At 71.3% G+C, this 17,600-nt stretch carries 16 protein-coding genes; 9 read left to right on the top strand and 7 right to left on the bottom strand.

Features of this window, described 5'->3' with window-relative positions; translation table 11 throughout:
* The first annotated feature begins 175 nt into the window (after positions 1 to 175).
* From LAO51_06200 to LAO51_06190, 3 genes are read left to right on the top strand one after another with little or no spacing between them, the layout of a single operon-like run.
* Positions 176 to 484: an antibiotic biosynthesis monooxygenase gene (locus LAO51_06200; protein MBZ5638335.1), complete on the top strand. Its 309-nt coding sequence runs from the start codon at positions 176 to 178 to the stop codon at positions 482 to 484.
* Entirely contained in the window at positions 478 to 1,665 is a 1,188-nt protein-coding gene (locus LAO51_06195) for an iron-containing alcohol dehydrogenase (GenBank protein ID MBZ5638334.1), read from the top strand. The genes LAO51_06200 and LAO51_06195 overlap by 7 nt, the downstream gene beginning before the upstream one ends.
* A gap of 54 nt (positions 1,666 to 1,719) precedes the next feature.
* On the top strand, positions 1,720 to 3,288 hold the full coding sequence (locus tag LAO51_06190) for a glycosyltransferase family 39 protein (protein ID MBZ5638333.1): 1,569 nt from the start codon (positions 1,720 to 1,722) through the stop codon (positions 3,286 to 3,288).
* Positions 3,289 to 3,290: 2 nt separating this feature from the next.
* Here LAO51_06190 and LAO51_06185 read toward each other — a convergent pair whose 3' ends face one another.
* Positions 3,291 to 4,097 carry a hypothetical protein gene (locus LAO51_06185; GenBank protein ID MBZ5638332.1) on the bottom strand — a complete coding sequence of 269 codons (807 nt, stop codon included), beginning with the start codon at positions 4,095 to 4,097 and terminating at the stop codon, positions 3,291 to 3,293.
* Between the two features lie 41 nt (positions 4,098 to 4,138).
* A complete protein-coding gene (locus LAO51_06180; protein ID MBZ5638331.1) occupies positions 4,139 to 5,287 on the bottom strand; it encodes a pyridoxal phosphate-dependent aminotransferase in 1,149 nt (382 codons plus the stop codon).
* Positions 5,288 to 5,440: 153 nt separating this feature from the next.
* On the opposite strand from LAO51_06180, the gene LAO51_06175 reads away from it, so the two are divergent.
* From LAO51_06175 to arfB, 3 genes are all read left to right on the top strand, one after another.
* On the top strand, positions 5,441 to 6,631 hold the full coding sequence (locus LAO51_06175) for a DUF4388 domain-containing protein (GenBank protein ID MBZ5638330.1): 1,191 nt from the start codon (positions 5,441 to 5,443) through the stop codon (positions 6,629 to 6,631).
* A 106-nt stretch (positions 6,632 to 6,737) separates the two neighbouring features.
* Positions 6,738 to 7,883 carry an MFS transporter gene (locus LAO51_06170; protein MBZ5638329.1) on the top strand — a complete coding sequence of 382 codons (1,146 nt, stop codon included), beginning with the start codon at positions 6,738 to 6,740 and terminating at the stop codon, positions 7,881 to 7,883.
* Positions 7,880 to 8,299, top strand: coding sequence for an aminoacyl-tRNA hydrolase (arfB, locus tag LAO51_06165; GenBank protein ID MBZ5638328.1), 420 nt, complete (start codon positions 7,880 to 7,882; stop codon positions 8,297 to 8,299). Before LAO51_06170 ends, arfB begins: the two co-directional genes overlap by 4 nt.
* Before the next feature lie 208 nt (positions 8,300 to 8,507).
* Here arfB and LAO51_06160 read toward each other — a convergent pair whose 3' ends face one another.
* Together LAO51_06160 and LAO51_06155 are read right to left on the bottom strand one after the other, a co-directional pair.
* A complete protein-coding gene (locus LAO51_06160; GenBank protein ID MBZ5638327.1) occupies positions 8,508 to 9,008 on the bottom strand; it encodes a hypothetical protein in 501 nt (166 codons plus the stop codon).
* 335 nt (positions 9,009 to 9,343) lie between these two features.
* Positions 9,344 to 10,162, bottom strand: a complete 819-nt coding sequence (locus tag LAO51_06155) for a class I SAM-dependent methyltransferase (GenBank protein ID MBZ5638326.1) — start codon at positions 10,160 to 10,162, stop codon at positions 9,344 to 9,346.
* Positions 10,163 to 10,260: 98 nt separating this feature from the next.
* Between LAO51_06155 and LAO51_06150 the strand changes: the two genes are divergently transcribed.
* The 3 genes from LAO51_06150 to LAO51_06140 all read left to right on the top strand — a co-directional run bounded on the left by LAO51_06150 (position 10,261) and on the right by LAO51_06140 (position 16,265).
* Complete coding sequence (locus LAO51_06150) at positions 10,261 to 15,126, top strand: sigma 54-interacting transcriptional regulator (GenBank protein ID MBZ5638325.1); 4,866 nt, start codon at positions 10,261 to 10,263, stop codon at positions 15,124 to 15,126.
* A 226-nt stretch (positions 15,127 to 15,352) separates the two neighbouring features.
* Positions 15,353 to 15,712, top strand: coding sequence for a hypothetical protein (locus LAO51_06145; GenBank protein MBZ5638324.1), 360 nt, complete (start codon positions 15,353 to 15,355; stop codon positions 15,710 to 15,712).
* 133 nt (positions 15,713 to 15,845) lie between these two features.
* Positions 15,846 to 16,265 carry a secondary thiamine-phosphate synthase enzyme YjbQ gene (locus LAO51_06140; GenBank protein MBZ5638323.1) on the top strand — a complete coding sequence of 140 codons (420 nt, stop codon included), beginning with the start codon at positions 15,846 to 15,848 and terminating at the stop codon, positions 16,263 to 16,265.
* Positions 16,266 to 16,279: 14 nt separating this feature from the next.
* Here the strand turns inward: LAO51_06140 and LAO51_06135 are convergent, their stop codons facing one another.
* The 3 genes from LAO51_06135 to LAO51_06125 are packed head-to-tail and all read right to left on the bottom strand — an operon-like array spanning position 16,280 to position 17,599.
* Positions 16,280 to 16,594, bottom strand: coding sequence for a pyrimidine/purine nucleoside phosphorylase (locus LAO51_06135; GenBank protein MBZ5638322.1), 315 nt, complete (start codon positions 16,592 to 16,594; stop codon positions 16,280 to 16,282).
* Between the two features lie 28 nt (positions 16,595 to 16,622).
* Positions 16,623 to 17,096: a MogA/MoaB family molybdenum cofactor biosynthesis protein gene (locus LAO51_06130; protein ID MBZ5638321.1), complete on the bottom strand. Its 474-nt coding sequence runs from the start codon at positions 17,094 to 17,096 to the stop codon at positions 16,623 to 16,625.
* Positions 17,093 to 17,599, bottom strand: a complete 507-nt coding sequence (locus tag LAO51_06125; GenBank protein ID MBZ5638320.1) for an MOSC domain-containing protein — start codon at positions 17,597 to 17,599, stop codon at positions 17,093 to 17,095. The genes LAO51_06130 and LAO51_06125 overlap by 4 nt, the downstream gene beginning before the upstream one ends.
* Between the last annotated feature and the right edge of the window lies 1 nt (position 17,600).

The raw sequence follows: 17,600 nt of genomic DNA, 5'->3' as shown, positions 1-17,600 counted from the left end.
GCCGCCCCGGACCTGGGCCCGGTTTCCGCCGAGCCCGAAACAAGCCCCGATCCTGACCCGATACGAGCATACCGCCGTTCAGGCAAGGAGTTTCGGACGACCTCCCTCCCGCCGGCGTCCCGGCGTACTAAACTCCGGCAGAGGCCCGGGGCGCCGAGATCGCGAGGAGGTCCGAATGCACGTCACGCTGGTGCACGTTCGCGTCAAGCCTGATCGGGTCGACGAGTTCATCGCCGCGATTCGTGAGAATCACGACGGTTCGGTGAAGGAGCCCGGGAACCTGCGGTTCGACGTCCTCCAATCCGAGGACGACCCGACGCGCTTCGTGCTCTACGAGGTCTTCCGCACCTCGGACGACGCGGCCGCTCACAAGAGGACGCCGCACTACCTCGCCTGGCGAAGGACCGTGGAGGCTTGGATGGCGGCGCCGCGCGAGGGGAAGAACTACCGGGCGCTCGCGCCCGAGGACCCCGGGCGGTGGTGACGCCTTCCTTCGAGATCGCGAAGCTGCCGGCGATCGCGTTCGGCGAGGGCTCGCTGTCCCGCGTCCCCGGCATCCTGGCGTCGTACGGGCGCCGGCTGCTGCTGGTGCGGGGTGCGAGGTCTTTTCGCGGGTCCCGCTATTGGCCTCCGCTCGCGGAAAACCTGACCGCGCTCGGCACCTCGTGGGAGGAAATGGAGGTCTCGGGGGAGCCTTCACCGGCGCTCGTGGACGAGGCCGTCTCCCGGTTCCGCGGCGCGGGTCACGACGCGGTCCTGGGCGTCGGCGGAGGAAGCGTCCTCGACGCGGCCAAGGCGATCGCCGGCTTGCTGCCCGGCGGCCGGTCGGTCATGGACCACCTCGAGGGGGCCGGGCGAGGCGTTCCCTACGCCGGCCCGTCGCTCCCGTTCGTCGCGGTCCCGACCACCGCGGGAACGGGGACGGAGGCGACGAAGAACTCGGTGCTCAGCGTCCGAGGGGAGAGAGGCTTCAAGCGCTCGTTCCGCCACGACGATCTCACGGCGCGCTGGGCGGTGGTGGATCCTCTCCTGCTCGAGAGCTGTCCACCTCGTCTCGTCGCCGCCGACGGCATGGACGCGCTGACGCAGCTCCTCGAGGGATACGTCTCGAGCCGAGCGAATTCGCTCACCGACGCCCTGGCGGTGAGCGGACTCGCCGCGGTCCGGGACGGCTTGCTGCCGTGGCACGACGGGACGGGAGAGCTTCGAACCGCGCGCTCCCGGATGGCATACGCGTCGCTTCTCTCGGGAATCGTGCTGGCCCAGACGGGGCTCGGGTCGGTGCACGGCGTGGCCTCGCCGCTGGGAGCGTTCTTCCCGATTCCGCACGGCGTCGTGTGCGGGACCCTGGTCGCGGCGGCGGTCGAGGTCAACGTGGAGGCGATGCGCCGACGGGAGCCGGAGTGCGCGGCGCTCGGAAAGTACGCGCGTGCCCACGCGATCCTGGCCGGCGCGGCCGAGGACGTCGACCGCGGCCCCGAGGCGCTTGCGAGGCTCCTCCGAGAATGGACCGACCGTCTCGACCTTCCGCGACTCGGCGCCTTCGGCGTCGGCGAGGCCGATCTGCCGCACATCGTGGCCGACAGCCGCGGCGGAAGCATGAAGACCAACCCGATCGCGCTGTCCGACGCCGAGGTCGCCGAGGTCGTCCGGCGGAGGTTGTGACGCGCATCCTGCCGATCCTTGACTTCACCTCCGCACGGCTCCAAGCTCGGTGGAATGACCCGTTCCCCGTGGAGTCGCGCGGCCCGCGGAGACGCGGGCGCGGGGGCCGTCGCGCCGCCCGCACATCTCGCTCTCGGCGCGCTTCTCGCCGTCGCGCTGGGCCATCTGCTGGTCGAGGTCGGGCTCAACGGGTTCCACGCGTACGGCTACTTCAACGACGAGTTCTACTACATCGCCTGCTCGAAACGGCTCGGCTTCGGCTTCGTGGACCATCCCCCCCTTGCGCCGCTGCTCCTTCGCGGAGTCCGCGCGATCCTGGGAGACTCGCTGCCGGCGATCCGGCTCCCCGCGGCGGTCGCGGGGGCGGCGACCGTGTTCCTCACGGGGCGGATGGCCTTCAGGCTCGGGGGAGGGAAGTTCGCCCAGACGCTCGCGGCGCTCGCGGTCGCGGTCGCCCCTGGCCTCCTGGTCCTGTTCGGGTTCTTCTCGACGAACCCTTTCGAGATCCTCGTGTGGACGGCGTCGGCGGACCTCGTCCTGGCGCTGGCGGCGGGAGCCGATCCGCGATGGTGGCTGGTTCTGGGCGGCATCGCGGGTCTCGGCCTCGAGAACAAGCACACGACGGCCGTCTTCGTCGCGGCGCTGGCGATCGCCGTCCTCGCCAGCCCCTTGCGGGAGCGGCTCCGCGAGCCGTGGCCGTGGCTCGGTCTCCTCGTCGCGTTCCTCCTCTTCCTGCCAAACCTCGTCTGGGAAGTCCGCCACGATTGGATCTCGCTTCAGTTCTACCGGGCTGCGGAGACCGTCAAGAACGTCCCCACCTCGTCGCTCCGGGCGGCTCTCGATCAGGTGCTGTTCATGAACCCGGTGACGATGCCGCTCTGGCTGCTTGGGCTGCGGTTCTACCTGCTGGACCGGGAGGGGAGGCCGTGGAGGGTCCTGGGTTGGACCTTCGGAATGCTGTTTGCGCTGACCCTCCTGGTGCCCACGAGCCGCCCGGACCGGATCGCGGGCGCGTATCCGATGCTCTTCGCCGCCGGCGCCGTGGTGTTCGAAAGGTGGGGACGGCGGCCGGCGCGGGTCGCCGTGGTCGCGGCCTGCGCGGTGAGCGTCGCCGTCTTCGCCCCGCTCACGCTGCCGCTCATCCCTCCTCACGCGCTGGCGACCTACGCGCGCGTGCTCCATCTCAATCCGCAGGTCGAGCTGCAGAGGCACAACGCGCTTCCCCAGTGGGCAGCCGACAGCCTCGGCTGGGAGGACCTCGCCGACGCCGTTGCCGCCGTCGCTCGGACGCTACCGCCCGAGGGCCGCGACCAGGCCGCCGTGCTGGCCGGCGACTACGCCTATGCGGGATCGCTCGAGTTCTTCGGCCCCGCGAGGGGAGTGCCCCGCGTGATCTCGGCCCACAACCAATACTTCCTGTGGGGACCGGGCGGCCCTCCGCCGCGGGTCGTCATCGCGCTCGGCACCTCGCGAACCGACCTCGAACGCCTGTTCACGGACGTGGAGCAGGCCGCGACCTTCCGCTGCGAGTTCTGCTATCAGGACGGCATGCCGATCTGGGTGGCGACGCGTCCGCGAGTGTCCCTCAGGGACGCCTGGCCCGGCCTCGAGCACTTCGAGTAGGGTCAGCGTGCCCAGACGACTCCGGCACCGAGCGAGAGGCGCGGCGCGGCATCCGTGAGACCGGCGGACGCGAGGACCTGGACTCGCCAGCTCGTGGAAAGGGTCCACCGGGCGCCTCCGGTCAGGCGGACGGTGTCGTCGCCTCCTTCGTACCGGCTCGTCTCGAGGAGGAGCGAGGAGAACACCTCGATCCCCGAGGCGGCCTCGTAGACGCCGCCGAATCCCGCCAGGATCGAGTTCTTCGCGTCGAGGTGCACGAGCCGGTTGTCGAAGTCGCGGTTCCACCGGACCCCGACGTGGGCTTGCACGAACCCGTCCCCCCGCGTGCGCACGCCGCCGGAGAAGAACACTCCGCCCTCGAGGTTCCCGGTCCCGAGGAAATCCTCCTCGTCGCCCGTGGGGACCGAGGCGAAGCCGCCCACGCTGAACACCGCGCTGCCGGCCCCGGGGAACCGGTACTTCGCCCAGCCCAGCGTGTCCCCCAGCCCCGACGGGCTCCCCAGCTCCCGGTCGTCGAAGTCCCGCGAAACGTAGCTCCCCGCGACGCCCAGCTCGACGCTGGGCGTGAAGGACCAGGCCGCTCGCCCGTCGAGGACCAGGTCGCTTCCCTTTCGGCTCGTGTCGGAGTCCTCGAGCTTGCGATAGCTCATCGAGAGGTCGAACCAGCTCCGATCGATGGTGTCCGCGTCGAACGGGAGCGTCTCCGACTGGCGAGGGGCGGGCTCGGCGGCGCGGGCCGGGTGCGGCGCCAGCGCGAGGAGCGCGAGCGCGGCGATCACGATGGACCTAAGGAGCGAGCGGTTCCGCATCGGGTCTCCTCGGCGCGGTCCCGCCGGGCCGCGCGGGCAGCTTACACCTTCGACGCGATACGACGAAGGAGGAGCCGCGTGCCCTCCGCGAACGCGCCCGGCTCCGGCAGGAGGCTCACGACCACGTACCCGTCGCCGGGGAAGTCGAAGAAGTACCCCGGGTGGACGGCGACGCCGTCCTGCTGCAGCAGCTCGAGAGCGAGCGCCTCCTCGCCGATGGTGGACGGGAACCGCAGGACCGCGCTCCAGCCGCCCTGCGGCGCCGGAACGGAGACCGCCGGGACCGACGAGGCAGCGGCGCGGAGGGCGCCGAGGTTGCGGCGGCAGCGGTCCAGGATCGCGTCCCTCACCGGCGCGGCCTCGATCAGCAGGAGGGGAAGCGCGAGCTGGACCGGCGTTCCCACCGAGAGATAATTGTCCGCGATGAACTCGAGGCGGCGGAGCGCTTCCTCGACGGCCTCGTCCGGACCGCTCACCACGATCCAGGAGAGCTTGAGCTGCGGCAGCCCGAGGGATTTCGACACCCCGCCCAGCGTGAACGTGAGGACGTCGCCGCGCACGGCGAACGTCGGCGCCGCGACGGCACGCACCAGCGGGTAATCGAGGAACACCTCGTCCGCAATCAGCGCCGTCCCGTTACGCATGCACGCGAGAGCCAGCGAGGTTGCCGCGGAGGGCTCGACGTAGGAGCCGGTCGGGTTGTTCGGGTGGACGGCGATCACGGCCCGCGTCCGCTCCGGAAGATCTCCCGGCAGCGAGGGCCGCCAGCCGTCTCCCGGGTCGAGGCGGTAGGGGAGGGCGCGCACGCCGTCGAGGGCGGCGAGGTGCTCGAAGAGAGGGTAGGAAGGGGCGGGGATCATCACCGCGTCGCCGGGGTCGCACAGGAGCTTGAAGAGGAACGCGTAGGACTCGCTCGACGATGAGGTGATCACGATTCGCCGTTGATCCACCTCCACGCCATGCCGCCGGTAGTCGGCCGCGATCGCGCGACGCGCGCCCTCGTTCCCCAGCGCCTCGGGCCGGTACGCGAGGGCCGCAGGACGGGCGAGCGGCGCCATGAGCGTCCCCGGGTACGCGATCCCGCACTGGGTCGGGTTCGACACCGTGAGGTCGAACGAGACCTCCCCCTCGCGGCGCACTCGGGCGATCGCGTTCGGGCGGAGATCGCCAGGGACTCTGGCCGAGAACATGGGACCCATTCTCGCACAGGCAAAGAACCGCTCAAGCCGCCGCCGAGGAGGCGCGGCGACGGGGCCGTCGGCGGGTGCCGAAATCGCCGACAGGCCGTCGCGGGCTTGACGGCGGCCTCCCCAAGCCTAGGTTTACCTCAGGCGGAGCACGCCATGGCGCTTTTCGGCGACCTTTCCAGCATCTCGCTGTCCGACCTGCTCCAGTGGGCGGGGCAGTCCGCCAAGACCGGCGCGCTGGAGCTCGAGCGCAACAAGCACGTCAAGCGGATCCACTTCCGCAACGGGAGCCTGATCGGCTGCTCGTCCGAGGACCCGCCGTCGCTCCTCGGCCAGTTCCTCCTCTCACGAGGGAAGATTACCGCGGCGCAGCTCAAGGAGGGGCTCGAGCGCCAGCAGGTCAAGCGCGAGAACCTGGGGGACATCCTGGTCGCCATGGGCGCGATCTCGCGAGACGAGCTGCTCCGCCACGTCGCGGAAAAGGCGGAGGAGACCATCTACGGCCTGTTCGACTGGCCGGACGCCGCGTTCCGGTTCATCGACGGCGCGCCGCCCGACCCCGGTTTGATCGAGGTCGACCTCAGGGTCGAGGACGTTCTTCTCCACGGCATGAGGCGCTTCGACGAGATGAAGCGTATGCGAGGCGTGTTCGACAATCCCTCGATCGTCCTTCGCAGGACGGGAAAGACGGCGCCGCCGGAAGTGACCAGCCACAAGGCCGCCAACGCGATCTACGCCTCCGTGGACGGTCACCGGACGCTGGAGGAGCTGTCGCTCCACGCGCACGCGTCCGAGTACTTCGTCCTCAAGCTCCTCTTCCAGCTGCTCCGGGTCGGTCTCGTGGAGGTCGCAGGCTCGGCAGGACGGACCCCGGAGGTCCGGCAACCGCCGGCCGTCGCGAAGCCCTCGGCGAAGGCGACGCCCGCCGATGGCACCGAGAGCGACACGGGTCTGGGCGGCGAGATCGCCGTGGCCCTGCGCCTCCTCTCGCGGAACGAGCCCGAGGCCGCGCTCGCGATCCTCGCCGCCGCGTACCGCGACCACCCGGGCGACCCCACGCTCCGGGAGTTGGTCGGCAAGGCGGAGGGCGCCTGCCGCGAGAGCGCGTTCCGGGTCCTCGATCCGTCGAAGGTCCCGTGCCTCAAGCGCTCGGCGGCGGAGCTCGCGGGCGAGCCTCTCTCCCCCACCGAGTCGTATCTCACCAGCCTGCTCGATGGGCGGAGCGACGTCAGGACGGTCCTGTGGCTCGCGCCGATGCGGGAGATCGAGGTGCTCCAGGCCCTGAAGAGCATGCTGGAACGCGGACTGATCGAGCTCCGCAAGCCCGCGCTCGCCGGCTCGTTGTAGCATTCCGTCCGTGGCCCACGGTGCTTCCTCCTCCTGGCGCGCCGCTTTGCGCGGCAACGTGCTGGCGCTCGGCATCGTCAGCTTCTTCACCGACTTCTCCAGCGAGATGATCTACCCCTTGCTCCCCACCTTCATCACCGGACTCGCCCCCGTGGGGACCGCGGCGGTGTGGGTCGGCCTGATGGAGGGGACCGCCGAGACCGCCGCGAGCCTCCTGAAGCTGGTGTCGGGCCGGGTGAGCGACGCTCTCGGACGCCGGAAGGCGCTCGTGGTGCTCGGCTACGGTCTCTCCACGGTCTGCCGCCCCCTGATGTCGATCGCCGCGGCGGCCTGGCACGTGGTCGGGCTCCGCTTCGCCGACCGGGTCGGGAAGGGGATCAGGACGTCGCCGCGGGACGCGATCGTGGGGGACTCGGTCGACCCCGGTCACCGCGGGCTCGCCTTCAGCTTCCACCGCGCGATGGACCACGCGGGGGCGGTCCTCGGCCCGGTCGCCGCGTCCGCGATCCTCTGGGGGTTTCTCGGGCGCGCGGCTTGGGGGAGCGCCGCGGGTGTTGCGCCCGGCGAGATGAGGGCGCTGCGCTGGGTGTTCGCGCTCGCCCTCGTGCCCGGACTCTTCGCGCTGGGCTCGCTCCTGCTCGGTGTCCGCGAGGTCGCGAGGGACCGCGCCGATCCCGCGCGGCCCCCCGGTAGCTGGCGGGACCTTCCTCCGAGGCTCTACGGCTTCGTCGCGGTCACGACCCTCTTCGCCCTCGGCAACAGCTCGGACCTCTTCCTGCTGCTCCACGGGCAGATCCGGTTCGGGCTCGGTACGGGTTCCGCGATCGCGCTCTGGGTGGCGCTCCACCTCTCGAAGATCGCGTTCAGTCTCCCGGGAGGGATCCTCTCCGACCGGCTCGGGCGGCGTGGCGTGATCGTCGCGGGGTGGACCGCGTACGCCCTCGTGTACCTCGGCATGGCGGCGGCGACGACGGTGGGGGAGTACTGCGCGCTGTTCGTCGCATACGGTCTCTACTACGGGATGACCGAAGGAGCGGAGAAGGCCCTGGTGGCCGACCTCGTGAGAAGCGAGCGCCGCGGCACGGCCTACGGCATCTACCACGGCGCGATCGGCCTCGCCGCGCTTCCCGCCAGCGTGCTGTTCGGTTGGATCTGGAGCGCCGCGGGGCCCGCGACCGCGTTCGGGTTCGGGGCGGCGCTGGCCGCCCTCGCGACGATCCTCCTGCCCTTCGTGCCGAGAGGCGAGCGGTGATCGAGATCGAGGGAGGCCTCGCGATCCCGGACGACGAGGTGAGGTACGTGTTCTCGCGGAGCGGCGGCCCGGGAGGCCAGAACGTGAACAAGGTGGCCACCCGCGTGACGCTCCTCTTCGACGTCGCGGGGTCGCCGAGCCTCACGCCCGAGCAGAAGGCCAGGGTCGCGGCGCGGCTCGCCACGCGGGTGAGCCGCGCGGGCGTGCTCCGGGTGGTCTGCCAGACGACGAGGAGCCAGACGGCGAACCGGGATGCCGCCGTCCTGCGATTCGCCCAACTGCTCCGCGCGGCGCTTAGGCGACCGAAGCCGAGGGCGAAGGCGCGGGTCTCGGCGGCGGACAAGGCGCGCCGCCTCGAAGAGAAGCGGCGAAGGAGCCGCGTGAAGCGGGACCGCGCCGCGCGCGGCGAGGAGTAGCGGGCTCGGCGCCCTACCGTGCGGGGACGATTCCCTGGACGTGCGTCGGTGAAACGGACAGGGGGGCGCGGCGCGGCGGACCCGATCGACCTGTGGCGCTCCTCGAGTCGCTTGCTCCTCGAGCCACGGTCCGACGCCTGTGGCGGCCACCGTCTCTCGGCCGCCCCGCCGCGCCCCCCGGGGGAGGAGCGGGATGAAACCTCGGCCCTCAACGCATGCCGGCGGCGAGGACCACGAGCGAGCCCGAAAGCCCCGAGGACGACGCCAGGTGGTCCCCCTCGAGCGGCATGTCCACGCTCGCGCTCAGCACGTACGTGACCCCGCTCCGGCGCGGTGCGGGCAGGACGTAACCGACGAGATCGAGGGCGCCGCGGTCGCGCTGGAACACGACCACGGGAGGCTCGGCGCCCTTGGTCTCGTTGGCGCGCCTGCGACTCACCAGGATCCCGATCGGACGGCCGTTCACGTACGTCTTGTGGAGCGTCGCGACCGGCGAGAGTTCCGCCGTGTCGCACAGGGTGAGCACACCCGCGGGATAGACGTTGCCGTCCGGCAGCCGGACGGGCTGGTCCACGTCCACGCGGATGCAGCCTCCGCCGGAGCCGGCTGACGCGGCTCCGGTCGTGAGAAGGGACGCCGCGGCGAGCGCCGCGATCGCGATCGCGAGCGTCCGTCCCCGGGCGTCGGGGAACCATCGCCGTTCGAACATCCCGCACCTCCTTCGGCCCTGCGTCTCGACCCGTGCCTCGAGAGGATTCGCATCGGGCAGGAAGTGTCCATCGCAAGAGCGGCGCCGGAGGCGAGTGCAGGCGTTCACCGGGTTCAACTCGCTGTGAGTCAACGGCTTACGATACGAGGCGCTCGAAGGCCGGATAGCGCCGATGTCTCGTTACCGAGGCACGGCCCGGCGCCCCGTCGGCGGAAGTGCTAGAAGGGGCGACGCTTGACCAACTTTTGCGGCTTCCTGTCTAGCCGTCTCGGATTCGAGACACGAACCGCACGTGAGGCACTCGATCCAGGTCCGGGGGACCGTCGCGCACCCCGCTACGGCACCACCGCGGCGACGACGGGCACGAACCAGACCCCGTAGCCTTCGGACTCCCGCAGGGTCCCGATCATGTCGTCGAACTGTGAGATGACCTCTTCGCGCGTGAAGTGCGTCTGCTCCGCGATGATGTCCGCGTAACCGTCCCGCCAGGCTTCCCAGATGGCGGCGAACGTCTCCCGGGGCACCCGCGTCGTGTCGACGACGACGTAATCCACGGTGACGTCCTTCAATCCGAGCCGGCGGAGCAGCGAGGGGGTGCGGCGTCCGACGTGGAGATCCGTTCCCATCGCCGCGCCGAAGGACCGTGGCGCCTCGTGCCAGAACCCCGCCGGGTCCAGCCTCCTGGGCTCGAAGTGGATCATGCCGTAGTCCTCGGCGATCAGGTGAAGCCTGCCCCCCCGGCGGGTCACGCGAGCCAGCTCGGCCAGCACGCGGTCGGGGTGGGGAATCGCGTGGATGAGGTGCCGGCAGACGGTGAGGTCGAACGATCCATCGGGAAGCCCCGAATCGAAGACGCTCCGGTTCTCGAAGCGGACGCGGTTCCCGAATCCCGCGCATCGCGAGCGGGCGAGGTCGAGGTGGCTCTCGATGATGTCGACCCCCAAGATGCCCGCGCACGGATACAGCTCCGCCAGCCGGAGCGTGATCTCTCCGGTCCCGCAACCCGCGTCGAGGATGCGCGCGGACTCGGGGAGACCGTAGCGCCGGAGCAGGTCGACCTCTTGGGGCCAGATGGCGCGGGCCTGCGCAGAGAGGTTCCGCACCATGGACTCGTCGGCCATTTGGCTGGCCTGCGGATTCAGACGGTCCGTCATGGACACGATTGTGCCACGCCGCATCGCTCGCCGCCGCGTCCCCCTGAGGGTGGAGAAACCGCCCGTCGAGAGCATCGATAGCTCTTATAATCCGGCCGATGCCTGGACGGGACGGTTCCGGCGACCGGTACCTCCTGCGGCGGGTCCTCGGCGAAGGGGGGGCCGGTCGGGTTTGGCTGGTGGAGGACAGCCTCCGCCCCGGGTCACCTCTCGCGCTCAAGGAGCTTCACGCGGGCGGAGCGGGGGGGCCGCGCCACGAGGAGGAGCTCCGGCGGGAATTCGCGACGCTCGCGCGGCTCAAGCATCCGAACCTGGTCGAGGTCCATGAGTTCGACGCTTCGCCGGAATCCGGCCTGCCGCGATTCACCCTGGAGTTCATCGAGGGGCGGAGCATCGTGGACGCGATCGCGCACGAGGGTCCCGCGCTCCTCCTCGATCTCGCGGCCGAGGCGCTCCGCGCTCTCGCGTTCCTCCACGAGTTCGGCCTGATCCACCGCGACCTCAAGCCCGGCAACCTCCTGGTCCGCGACCGGCCCAAGCTCGGCTGCCGCTTGGTGCTGGTGGACTTCGGCCTGGCCGAGCCCGGTGCGGAGGATCCGCTCGAAGTCCATCGGGCCAGGGGGACGCTGCCGTACATGGCGCCGGAGCTGTTCCGGAACGAGAGAGCGACCCCCCGCTCCGACCTCTACGCGCTGGGCGCCGTCCTATTCGAGGCGGCACACGGCCATCCGCCGATCTCGCCTTCCGGTCCGGACCTCACGCGCTTCGTGCTCGCGGTATCGGAAGGCCGGCGAGCGCGGCCTCCGCTGCCCGCCGGCCATCCCACCGGGCTCGACCGCTGGCTCGAGGAGCTGCTCGCTCCCGATCCGGCCCTGCGGCCCGCGACGGCCTCGGAGGCGCTCGCCCGTCTCAACGAGGCCTGCGGATTGCGGTTTCCGATCGAGACTCCCGCGGGCCGGGCGGCCCGGTTGATGTCGGGGCCGCCCGCGGGTCGCGAAGCGGAGATCGCGGCACTCCGGTCCGCGCTCGACCCTTCTTCCGGACCCCGCGTGGTGTGGCTCGACGGAAGCCCCGGCTCCGGGAAGACGCGGATACTACGCTGGCTCGAGGCGGAGGCGGTGCTCGATGGGTGGAAGGTGGTTTCGTCGGATCCCGACGCGATACCGTCGGTGGAGGTGCTGCGTGAAGCTGCCTCGCGGTCGCCGGTGCTCGTGACCCTGGACGACGCCGACGCGGCGGGGAGCCGAGCGGCCGAGTTCCTCGACAGGATCGCGCGGGAAGGCGACCGGCCTCCGGTCCAGGTGGTGGCCGCGATGGGGCCGGGTCCCGCCGCTCATCCCGTCCTGCGGAAGCTCGTCGCCGACACCGGCAGCGTGCCGACCCTGCGCCGCGTCGAGGTGCCCCGCCTCGGCGCTGAGGCGATCCGCGCGATGGCGACCCGGGCCGCGGGCGGCGCCGTCTCCGAGGAGCAGGTGCAGTGGCTCCTCGATGCTTCGGAGGGTTCCTCGGCAAGAGCGGACTCGCTCTTGATCTCGGGAGCGTGGGAGCGCGGCGAGCTCGCGGGGCCGGAGGAGGACGACGACGTTCTCTCCGCCGGGCGGCTTCGCATGCTCGCCCCCGGCGCTCGAGCGTGGCTCGAGGCGTTGGCCGTCCTCGAGACCGACGCGGAGGAAGGCGCGCTGCTTCAGCTGTCCGGTCTCGACGCCGCGGAGGGACGCGCCGCGGCGGAGGAAGCCGCCGCCGCCGGTCTCGCGCACCGAAAGAAGGGGAGGTGGCAGACGGACTCCCGCGCGCTCGCCGACCGGCTGCGCGCCGGTATGGAGCCGGCGCAACGGTGCGCGCTCCACCGCGCCGCCGCGGAGGCTCTCGAGGGCGCGGGGGCGGAGACCGCCGATTCGCGGCTCCTGGCGCGGCTGTGGGAGGAAGCCGGAGAGCGCGAGCGGGCGGCCGCATGGGCCGTGCGCGCCGCCGAGCGCGCCGGGGGGGCGGGAGATCCCGTGGCGGCGGCGGCGATGTGGGCGCGCGCGCTGCGCCTCCTCGGCCGGGAGCGGGCGGGTCGATACCGGCTCCGGGAGCGGCAGGCGGGGGCGCTCGCCGACGCCGGCCTCCAACCCGCGGCCGCGAGGGCGTGGGGAGCCGCTTCGCGCCTCGCGCCGACCCTGGCCGACCGCGCGGGGGCCCTGGCGCGACAGGCGCACGCCCTCGTCCAGGCGGGGCGCTTCGAGCGGGCGCTTCGCGTCGCGGACCGCGCGGCGGAGCTGGCAGGGAGCGCGGGCGGCACGGAGCAGCTGGCTTTGGCCCGGAAGGCGGCCGGCATCGTGCTCGGGCGGCTGGGGCGTGAAACGGAGGCGATCCCGCTCCTGGGAAGCGCGCTCGCGATGATCGAGGGCCGGGGCGACCTCGAGGCCGAGGCCGATGTCCTGCAGCTCCTGGCCACCTGCAGGGTGAGGCTCGGGGCGGACGGCGCGGAGGGGGACTTCGCGGAAGCGATCGAACGCTACCGCGCTGCGCGCGGAGGCGCGGGCGAGCCCGGGGCGCAGGAGCTGAAGGCGCTCCTCGGACTCGGGTTCCTCAAGGCCCGCGCGGGCGCAAGGGTCGAGGCGGTCTCGATCCTCGAGGGCGTGCGCGACGCGGCCGCGAGGCGCGGCACCCTCGGCCTCGAAGAGTCTGCGATCTCCCGGCTCGCGATGGTGGCCATCGATGCCGGCGAGCTGGACCGCGCGATCGCTCTCGCGGAGCAGGCGGCGGACCTCGCGCTCCACCTGGGTGACCCGAATCTCCTGCTGGTGGACCAGTGCCGCCTGGCGGACGCGCGGATCCGCTGCGGCCGCGCCGGAGAGGCCGTGACGCTTCTCCAGGAGGCGCTCTCCCGGCCCACCGCCCGAGTCGAGCCCGAAAACGAGGACTACGCGCGAATGCTCCTCGCGAGCGCGTGGATGGAGACCGGCTCCGCCGAGGAGGACCGGGTCCGCTCGCTCCTCGAGGAGAGCCTCGCGCGCTGCCGCGGCCGCATCAAGAGACGCCCGCTCCTGATGGCGCTCGCGCTCGAGCTGGAGCGCAGGTCGCGGCCGGGATGCCGTGACCCGTTCGAGCCCGCGGCCCTCGAGCTCGACGCGGTCGCGGAGGCCACCCGGGAGCCGATCGATCCCGAAGTCCGGATCCGCCGCTCCCTCGCGCGTGCCGAGTGGCGGCTCGCGCGAGGCGACGCCGAGAGCGCCCGGCACGAGGCAGAGGAGGCCGCGGAGGCGGCCCGCTCGGGTGGAGCGCTGGCATTCGAGGCTCGATCGCGCGCGCTGCTCTCGCACTCGCTCGCCCGCGCCGGACGCGACGACGAGGCACGCCTGGCGCTTCAGGAGGGGAGGCGGCTCCTGTCGGAGGCCGCGGACCGGATCGCGGACGAGGACGTGCGGAGCGATTTCCTCCGTTGCCCCGTCTTCTCGCGCCTCGCGGAGGAGCATGCGCCGGGCGGAGGCGGGCCGGACCGCCGCCTCCGGGCGCTCTACGACATGATCCACACGCTGAACTCCGAGACGGACCCCGAGGCGCTCCTCGAGGCGATCCTCGACATGGCACTCGGCGCGGTCGGCGCGGAGCGCGGCATGATCCTGCTCAAGGAGGAACGGGACGGCGCGCCCGGCGACGAGTCCTCGGTGCGGCTCGCGCGCGGGCTCGAAACCGAGACCGAGCGGGACGTCGAGTCGTACAGCCGGAGCGTGGTGGCGGCGGCGGGAGAAGGGCGCTCGCTCCTGGCGCTCGACGCCGGGAGCGATCCCCGCTTCCGGGACCTCCGCAGCGTCAGCCTCTACGGCATCCGATCGCTGATGTGCGTTCCGCTCCGCTCGCGCGGCCGCATCATCGGAACCGTGTATCTCGACTGCAGGCGCGGCGGGGCCCTGTTCACCCCGGACGACCTGCGGTTCGTCGAGGCGTTCTCCGACCACGCCGCCCTCGCCCTCGAGAACACCCGGGCGCGGGCTCGGCTCGAGCGGCGGAATCGCGAGCTCTTGGCGGCCGCGGACGTGCGGACCTCGTTCGCGAGCCTCGTCGGGCGGTCGGCGGCGATGCAGGGCGTGTTCGACCTGATCGAGAAGGTCGCGGCCACGGTTCTACCCGTCCTGATCCAGGGGGAGAGCGGAACCGGCAAGGAGCTGGTCGCCCGCGCGATCCACGCCCACGGGACGCGCCGCCGCCTGACGTTCCTCACCGAGAACTGCGCCGCGATTCCGGAGACGCTCCTCGAGAGCGCGCTGTTCGGTCACGTGAAAGGCGCGTTCACGGGCGCCGATCGCGCCCACCCCGGCCTCTTCGAGCAGGCCGACGGGGGCACGCTCTTTCTGGACGAGGTGGGAGACATGTCTCCGGGGATGCAGGCCCGGCTCCTGCGCGTCCTCGAGCAGGGAGAGGTCCGCCGCGTCGGGGCCGAGACGACCTCGAGGGTCGACGTCCGGGTCCTGGCGGCGACCCATCGCGATCTCGCCGCCTTGAGCAAGGCCGGGCGCTTTCGAGAGGATCTCCTCTACCGCCTTCAGGTCCTCACCATCGAGCTGCCGCCTCTCAGGAAGCGCCCCGGCGATGTCGCGCTCCTCGCGAGCCACTTCCTCTCGCGGATCGCCGCCGAGCGCGGCCGGCCGGCACCTCCGGTCGAGGACGACGTGCTCGCGGCGTTCGAGCGGTACGCCTGGCCCGGCAACGTCCGCGAGCTGCAGAACGCGCTGCAGCGGCTCTCGATGCTCGCAGGCGCAGGACCGATCGGCCTCGACACGATCGAGTCCGACCCTCAGCTGCGACGCATCCTCCTGCCCGTGACGCGGCACAGCGAGCCGGCGTTCTCGCTCAAGACCGGCGAGCGCGAGCAGATCCTGGCGGCCATCGAGGCCGCGCGCGGTAACCGCAAGCGAGCCGCGGCGCTGCTCGGCGTATCCCGCGCGACCCTCTACCGGAAGCTGGGACGCCACCGGATCTGACGCAGAGCCCCGATTCCTCCCGTCCTCAGTCAAGCTGCCGTCCATCTCGATCACGTCGTTGTCCTGGCCGCCAATTCTAATTGTATCAATAATTTAAACTTGATATATGCGTGTGCGATATTACGACTATTGCACATGCGAAACTGCAATATATATTTCACCGCTGAAGGGGATTTCCGAATTTTCGGAGGAACGCATGTAGGCGAGAGCCAAGGAGCTTCTGACCATGAATCCCACTCCGAGACTGCTGCGGCGATGGACGGCCCTGGTCGGGATGTTGATCCTGGCCTTGGGGGCCGGTCCGGCGGTGTACGGAGCGGTGGCGGGCGCGAAAGCCGCTCCGCTTCGGATAGTCGGGCTGACCGTGGGGGGTGGCGGGGTCGAGGTCACGGTCCTCAACCCTGCCCCGGAGCGCCGGCACGGGACGGTCGTCGTCCGGGTCCGGCTGGGGGACCGCGAGATGGACCTGAGAGCGTCCTTCGCGGTCACGGGGGGTCAGAAGATCTCCATTGTCCTTGCTCCGCCGGACTTCGGCCGGCGGATCGTCCCGTGCGGCGTCATCCTCGACGACGGGACGCCTTTCTGATCGCAACGCAGGCGGCGGCCGCGCCGCGGCCGCCGCCAACGGCCGGTCTCCCGTGCCGTGACCTTGCGTCCGGAGTCCGCTGAGGGGAAACTTCCCTGCGCCGGCCAGGAAAGGCTCGCGGTGGGAGGCACCCATTCGGCAGCAGGCGACCACGATCACCCTCGAGACCCGGGGACGGGGCCTCCTCGAATTCACCGATCGGATCGTGGAATGGGTCGGCTCGTCGGGGATCGGCGCCGGGCTCCTGACCCTCCACGTCCAGCACACCTCGGCCTCGCTCCTGATCCAGGAGAATGCCGACCCGACGGTGCGGGCGGACTTCGACCGCTTTCTCGCCCGCTTGGCGCCGGACGGCGACCCGATCTTCGAGCACGACGACGAGGGGCCCGACGACATGTCGGCACACGTCCGCTCGGCGCTGACCGCGACGACGCTCTCTATTCCGGTGGTCGGGGGCCGGCCGGCTCTCGGCACCTGGCAGGGAATCTACCTCTACGAGCACCGGCGGTCGCCGCACCGGCGTCGCGTCGTCGCCCACCTGATCGGGGATTGAGCGAGGGTCGGTCGCTACTTCACGTACGAGCAGCAGTAATCGGCGACCTCGCCCACCTTGAGCTTGAACTTCGAGTTCGCCGGAACCTCGTACGACTGACCGGTGGCGAAGGTGGTCCAGGCCGCGCTCCCGGGCAGGAGCACGTCCATCGAGCCGCCGAGGACCTCCATGACCTCTCGGTCGGCGGTGCCGAACTCGTACTCGCCGGGCATCATGATGCCGAGCGTCTTCTTCGATCCGTCCTGGAACAGGACGGTGCGGCTCGTGACCTTCCCCTCGTAGTAGACGTTGGCCTTCTTGACGATCGTCACCTTCTCGAATCGATCCATCGTCTGCGCTCCTCGTCGGCGAAAAGGGTCAATGTCCCCCGCCCGCGATCATCTTCACGACGTGGGGGAGAATCGGCGACAGGAAGTCCATCCCGTCGCGGACGGCGCTCAAGCTTCCCGGCAGGTTGACGATCAGGGTCGAGCCGCGCAGGCCCGCCAGGCCGCGGGAGAGGCACGCGTGGGCGGTCCGCTTCATCCCGTCCCCTCGGAGCGCCTCGACCAGGCCGTCCGCGCGTCGGTCGACGACCCCGACCGTCGCCTCGGGAGTGCGGTCCCGCGGCGAGAAGCCGGTGCCCCCGGTGGTCAGGATGACGTCGACCTTCAGCTCGTCGGCCCACCGCTTGAGGAGATCCGCGATCTCGTCGGGCTCGTCGGGACGGACCTCGGCCGCGACGATCTCGAAGCCTGCGTCTTCGAGCCGCTCGCGGAGGTGCGGCCCGCTCTCGTCGATCCGGGTGCCTCTCGCGCACCCGTCGCTCACCGTCAGGACGGCGGCCCTCACGGATCCTTCCGGACGGCCGGGACCTCGATCGGGTCGCCTGCCGCGATCGTCCCCGCCTTCGTCACGCGCGCGAAAATCCCCTCGCGGGGCATCACGCAGTCCCCCACCTGGCGCCGAATCTCGCAGCCGAGGTGGCATTCCTTACCGATCTGCGTGACCCTGATCTCGGCCTCGGCGCCGAGGCGCAGGGTGGATCCCACGGGAAGGCTCGCCAGGTCGATCCCCGCGGTCGTCACGTTCTCCCCGAAGTCGCCTGGCGCGAGGTCGAGGCCCGAGGCGGGCATCTTCGCGACGCTCTCGCGGGCCAATAGACTCACCTGACGCTCCCACTCGCCGCCGTGCGCGTCTCCCTCGACGCCGAATCCGGCCACCAGGACCGCACGGCCGACGGGATGCTTGCGCGTACCCTTCGTGTCCGAGACGTTCACCGACACGACGCGCGCGCCCGTGCGTACCGCCGGGGGATCTCCCCGTTCGTCGGGCCGGGAGAGCCTGCGGGCCATG

The sequence above is a fragment of the Terriglobia bacterium genome (assembly GCA_020073205.1).
Classification (GTDB): Bacteria; Acidobacteriota; Polarisedimenticolia; order Polarisedimenticolales; family JAIQFR01; genus JAIQFR01.
Note: the sequence above shows the minus strand (reverse complement) of the source record. Positions and strands in the feature narration are given on the sequence as shown.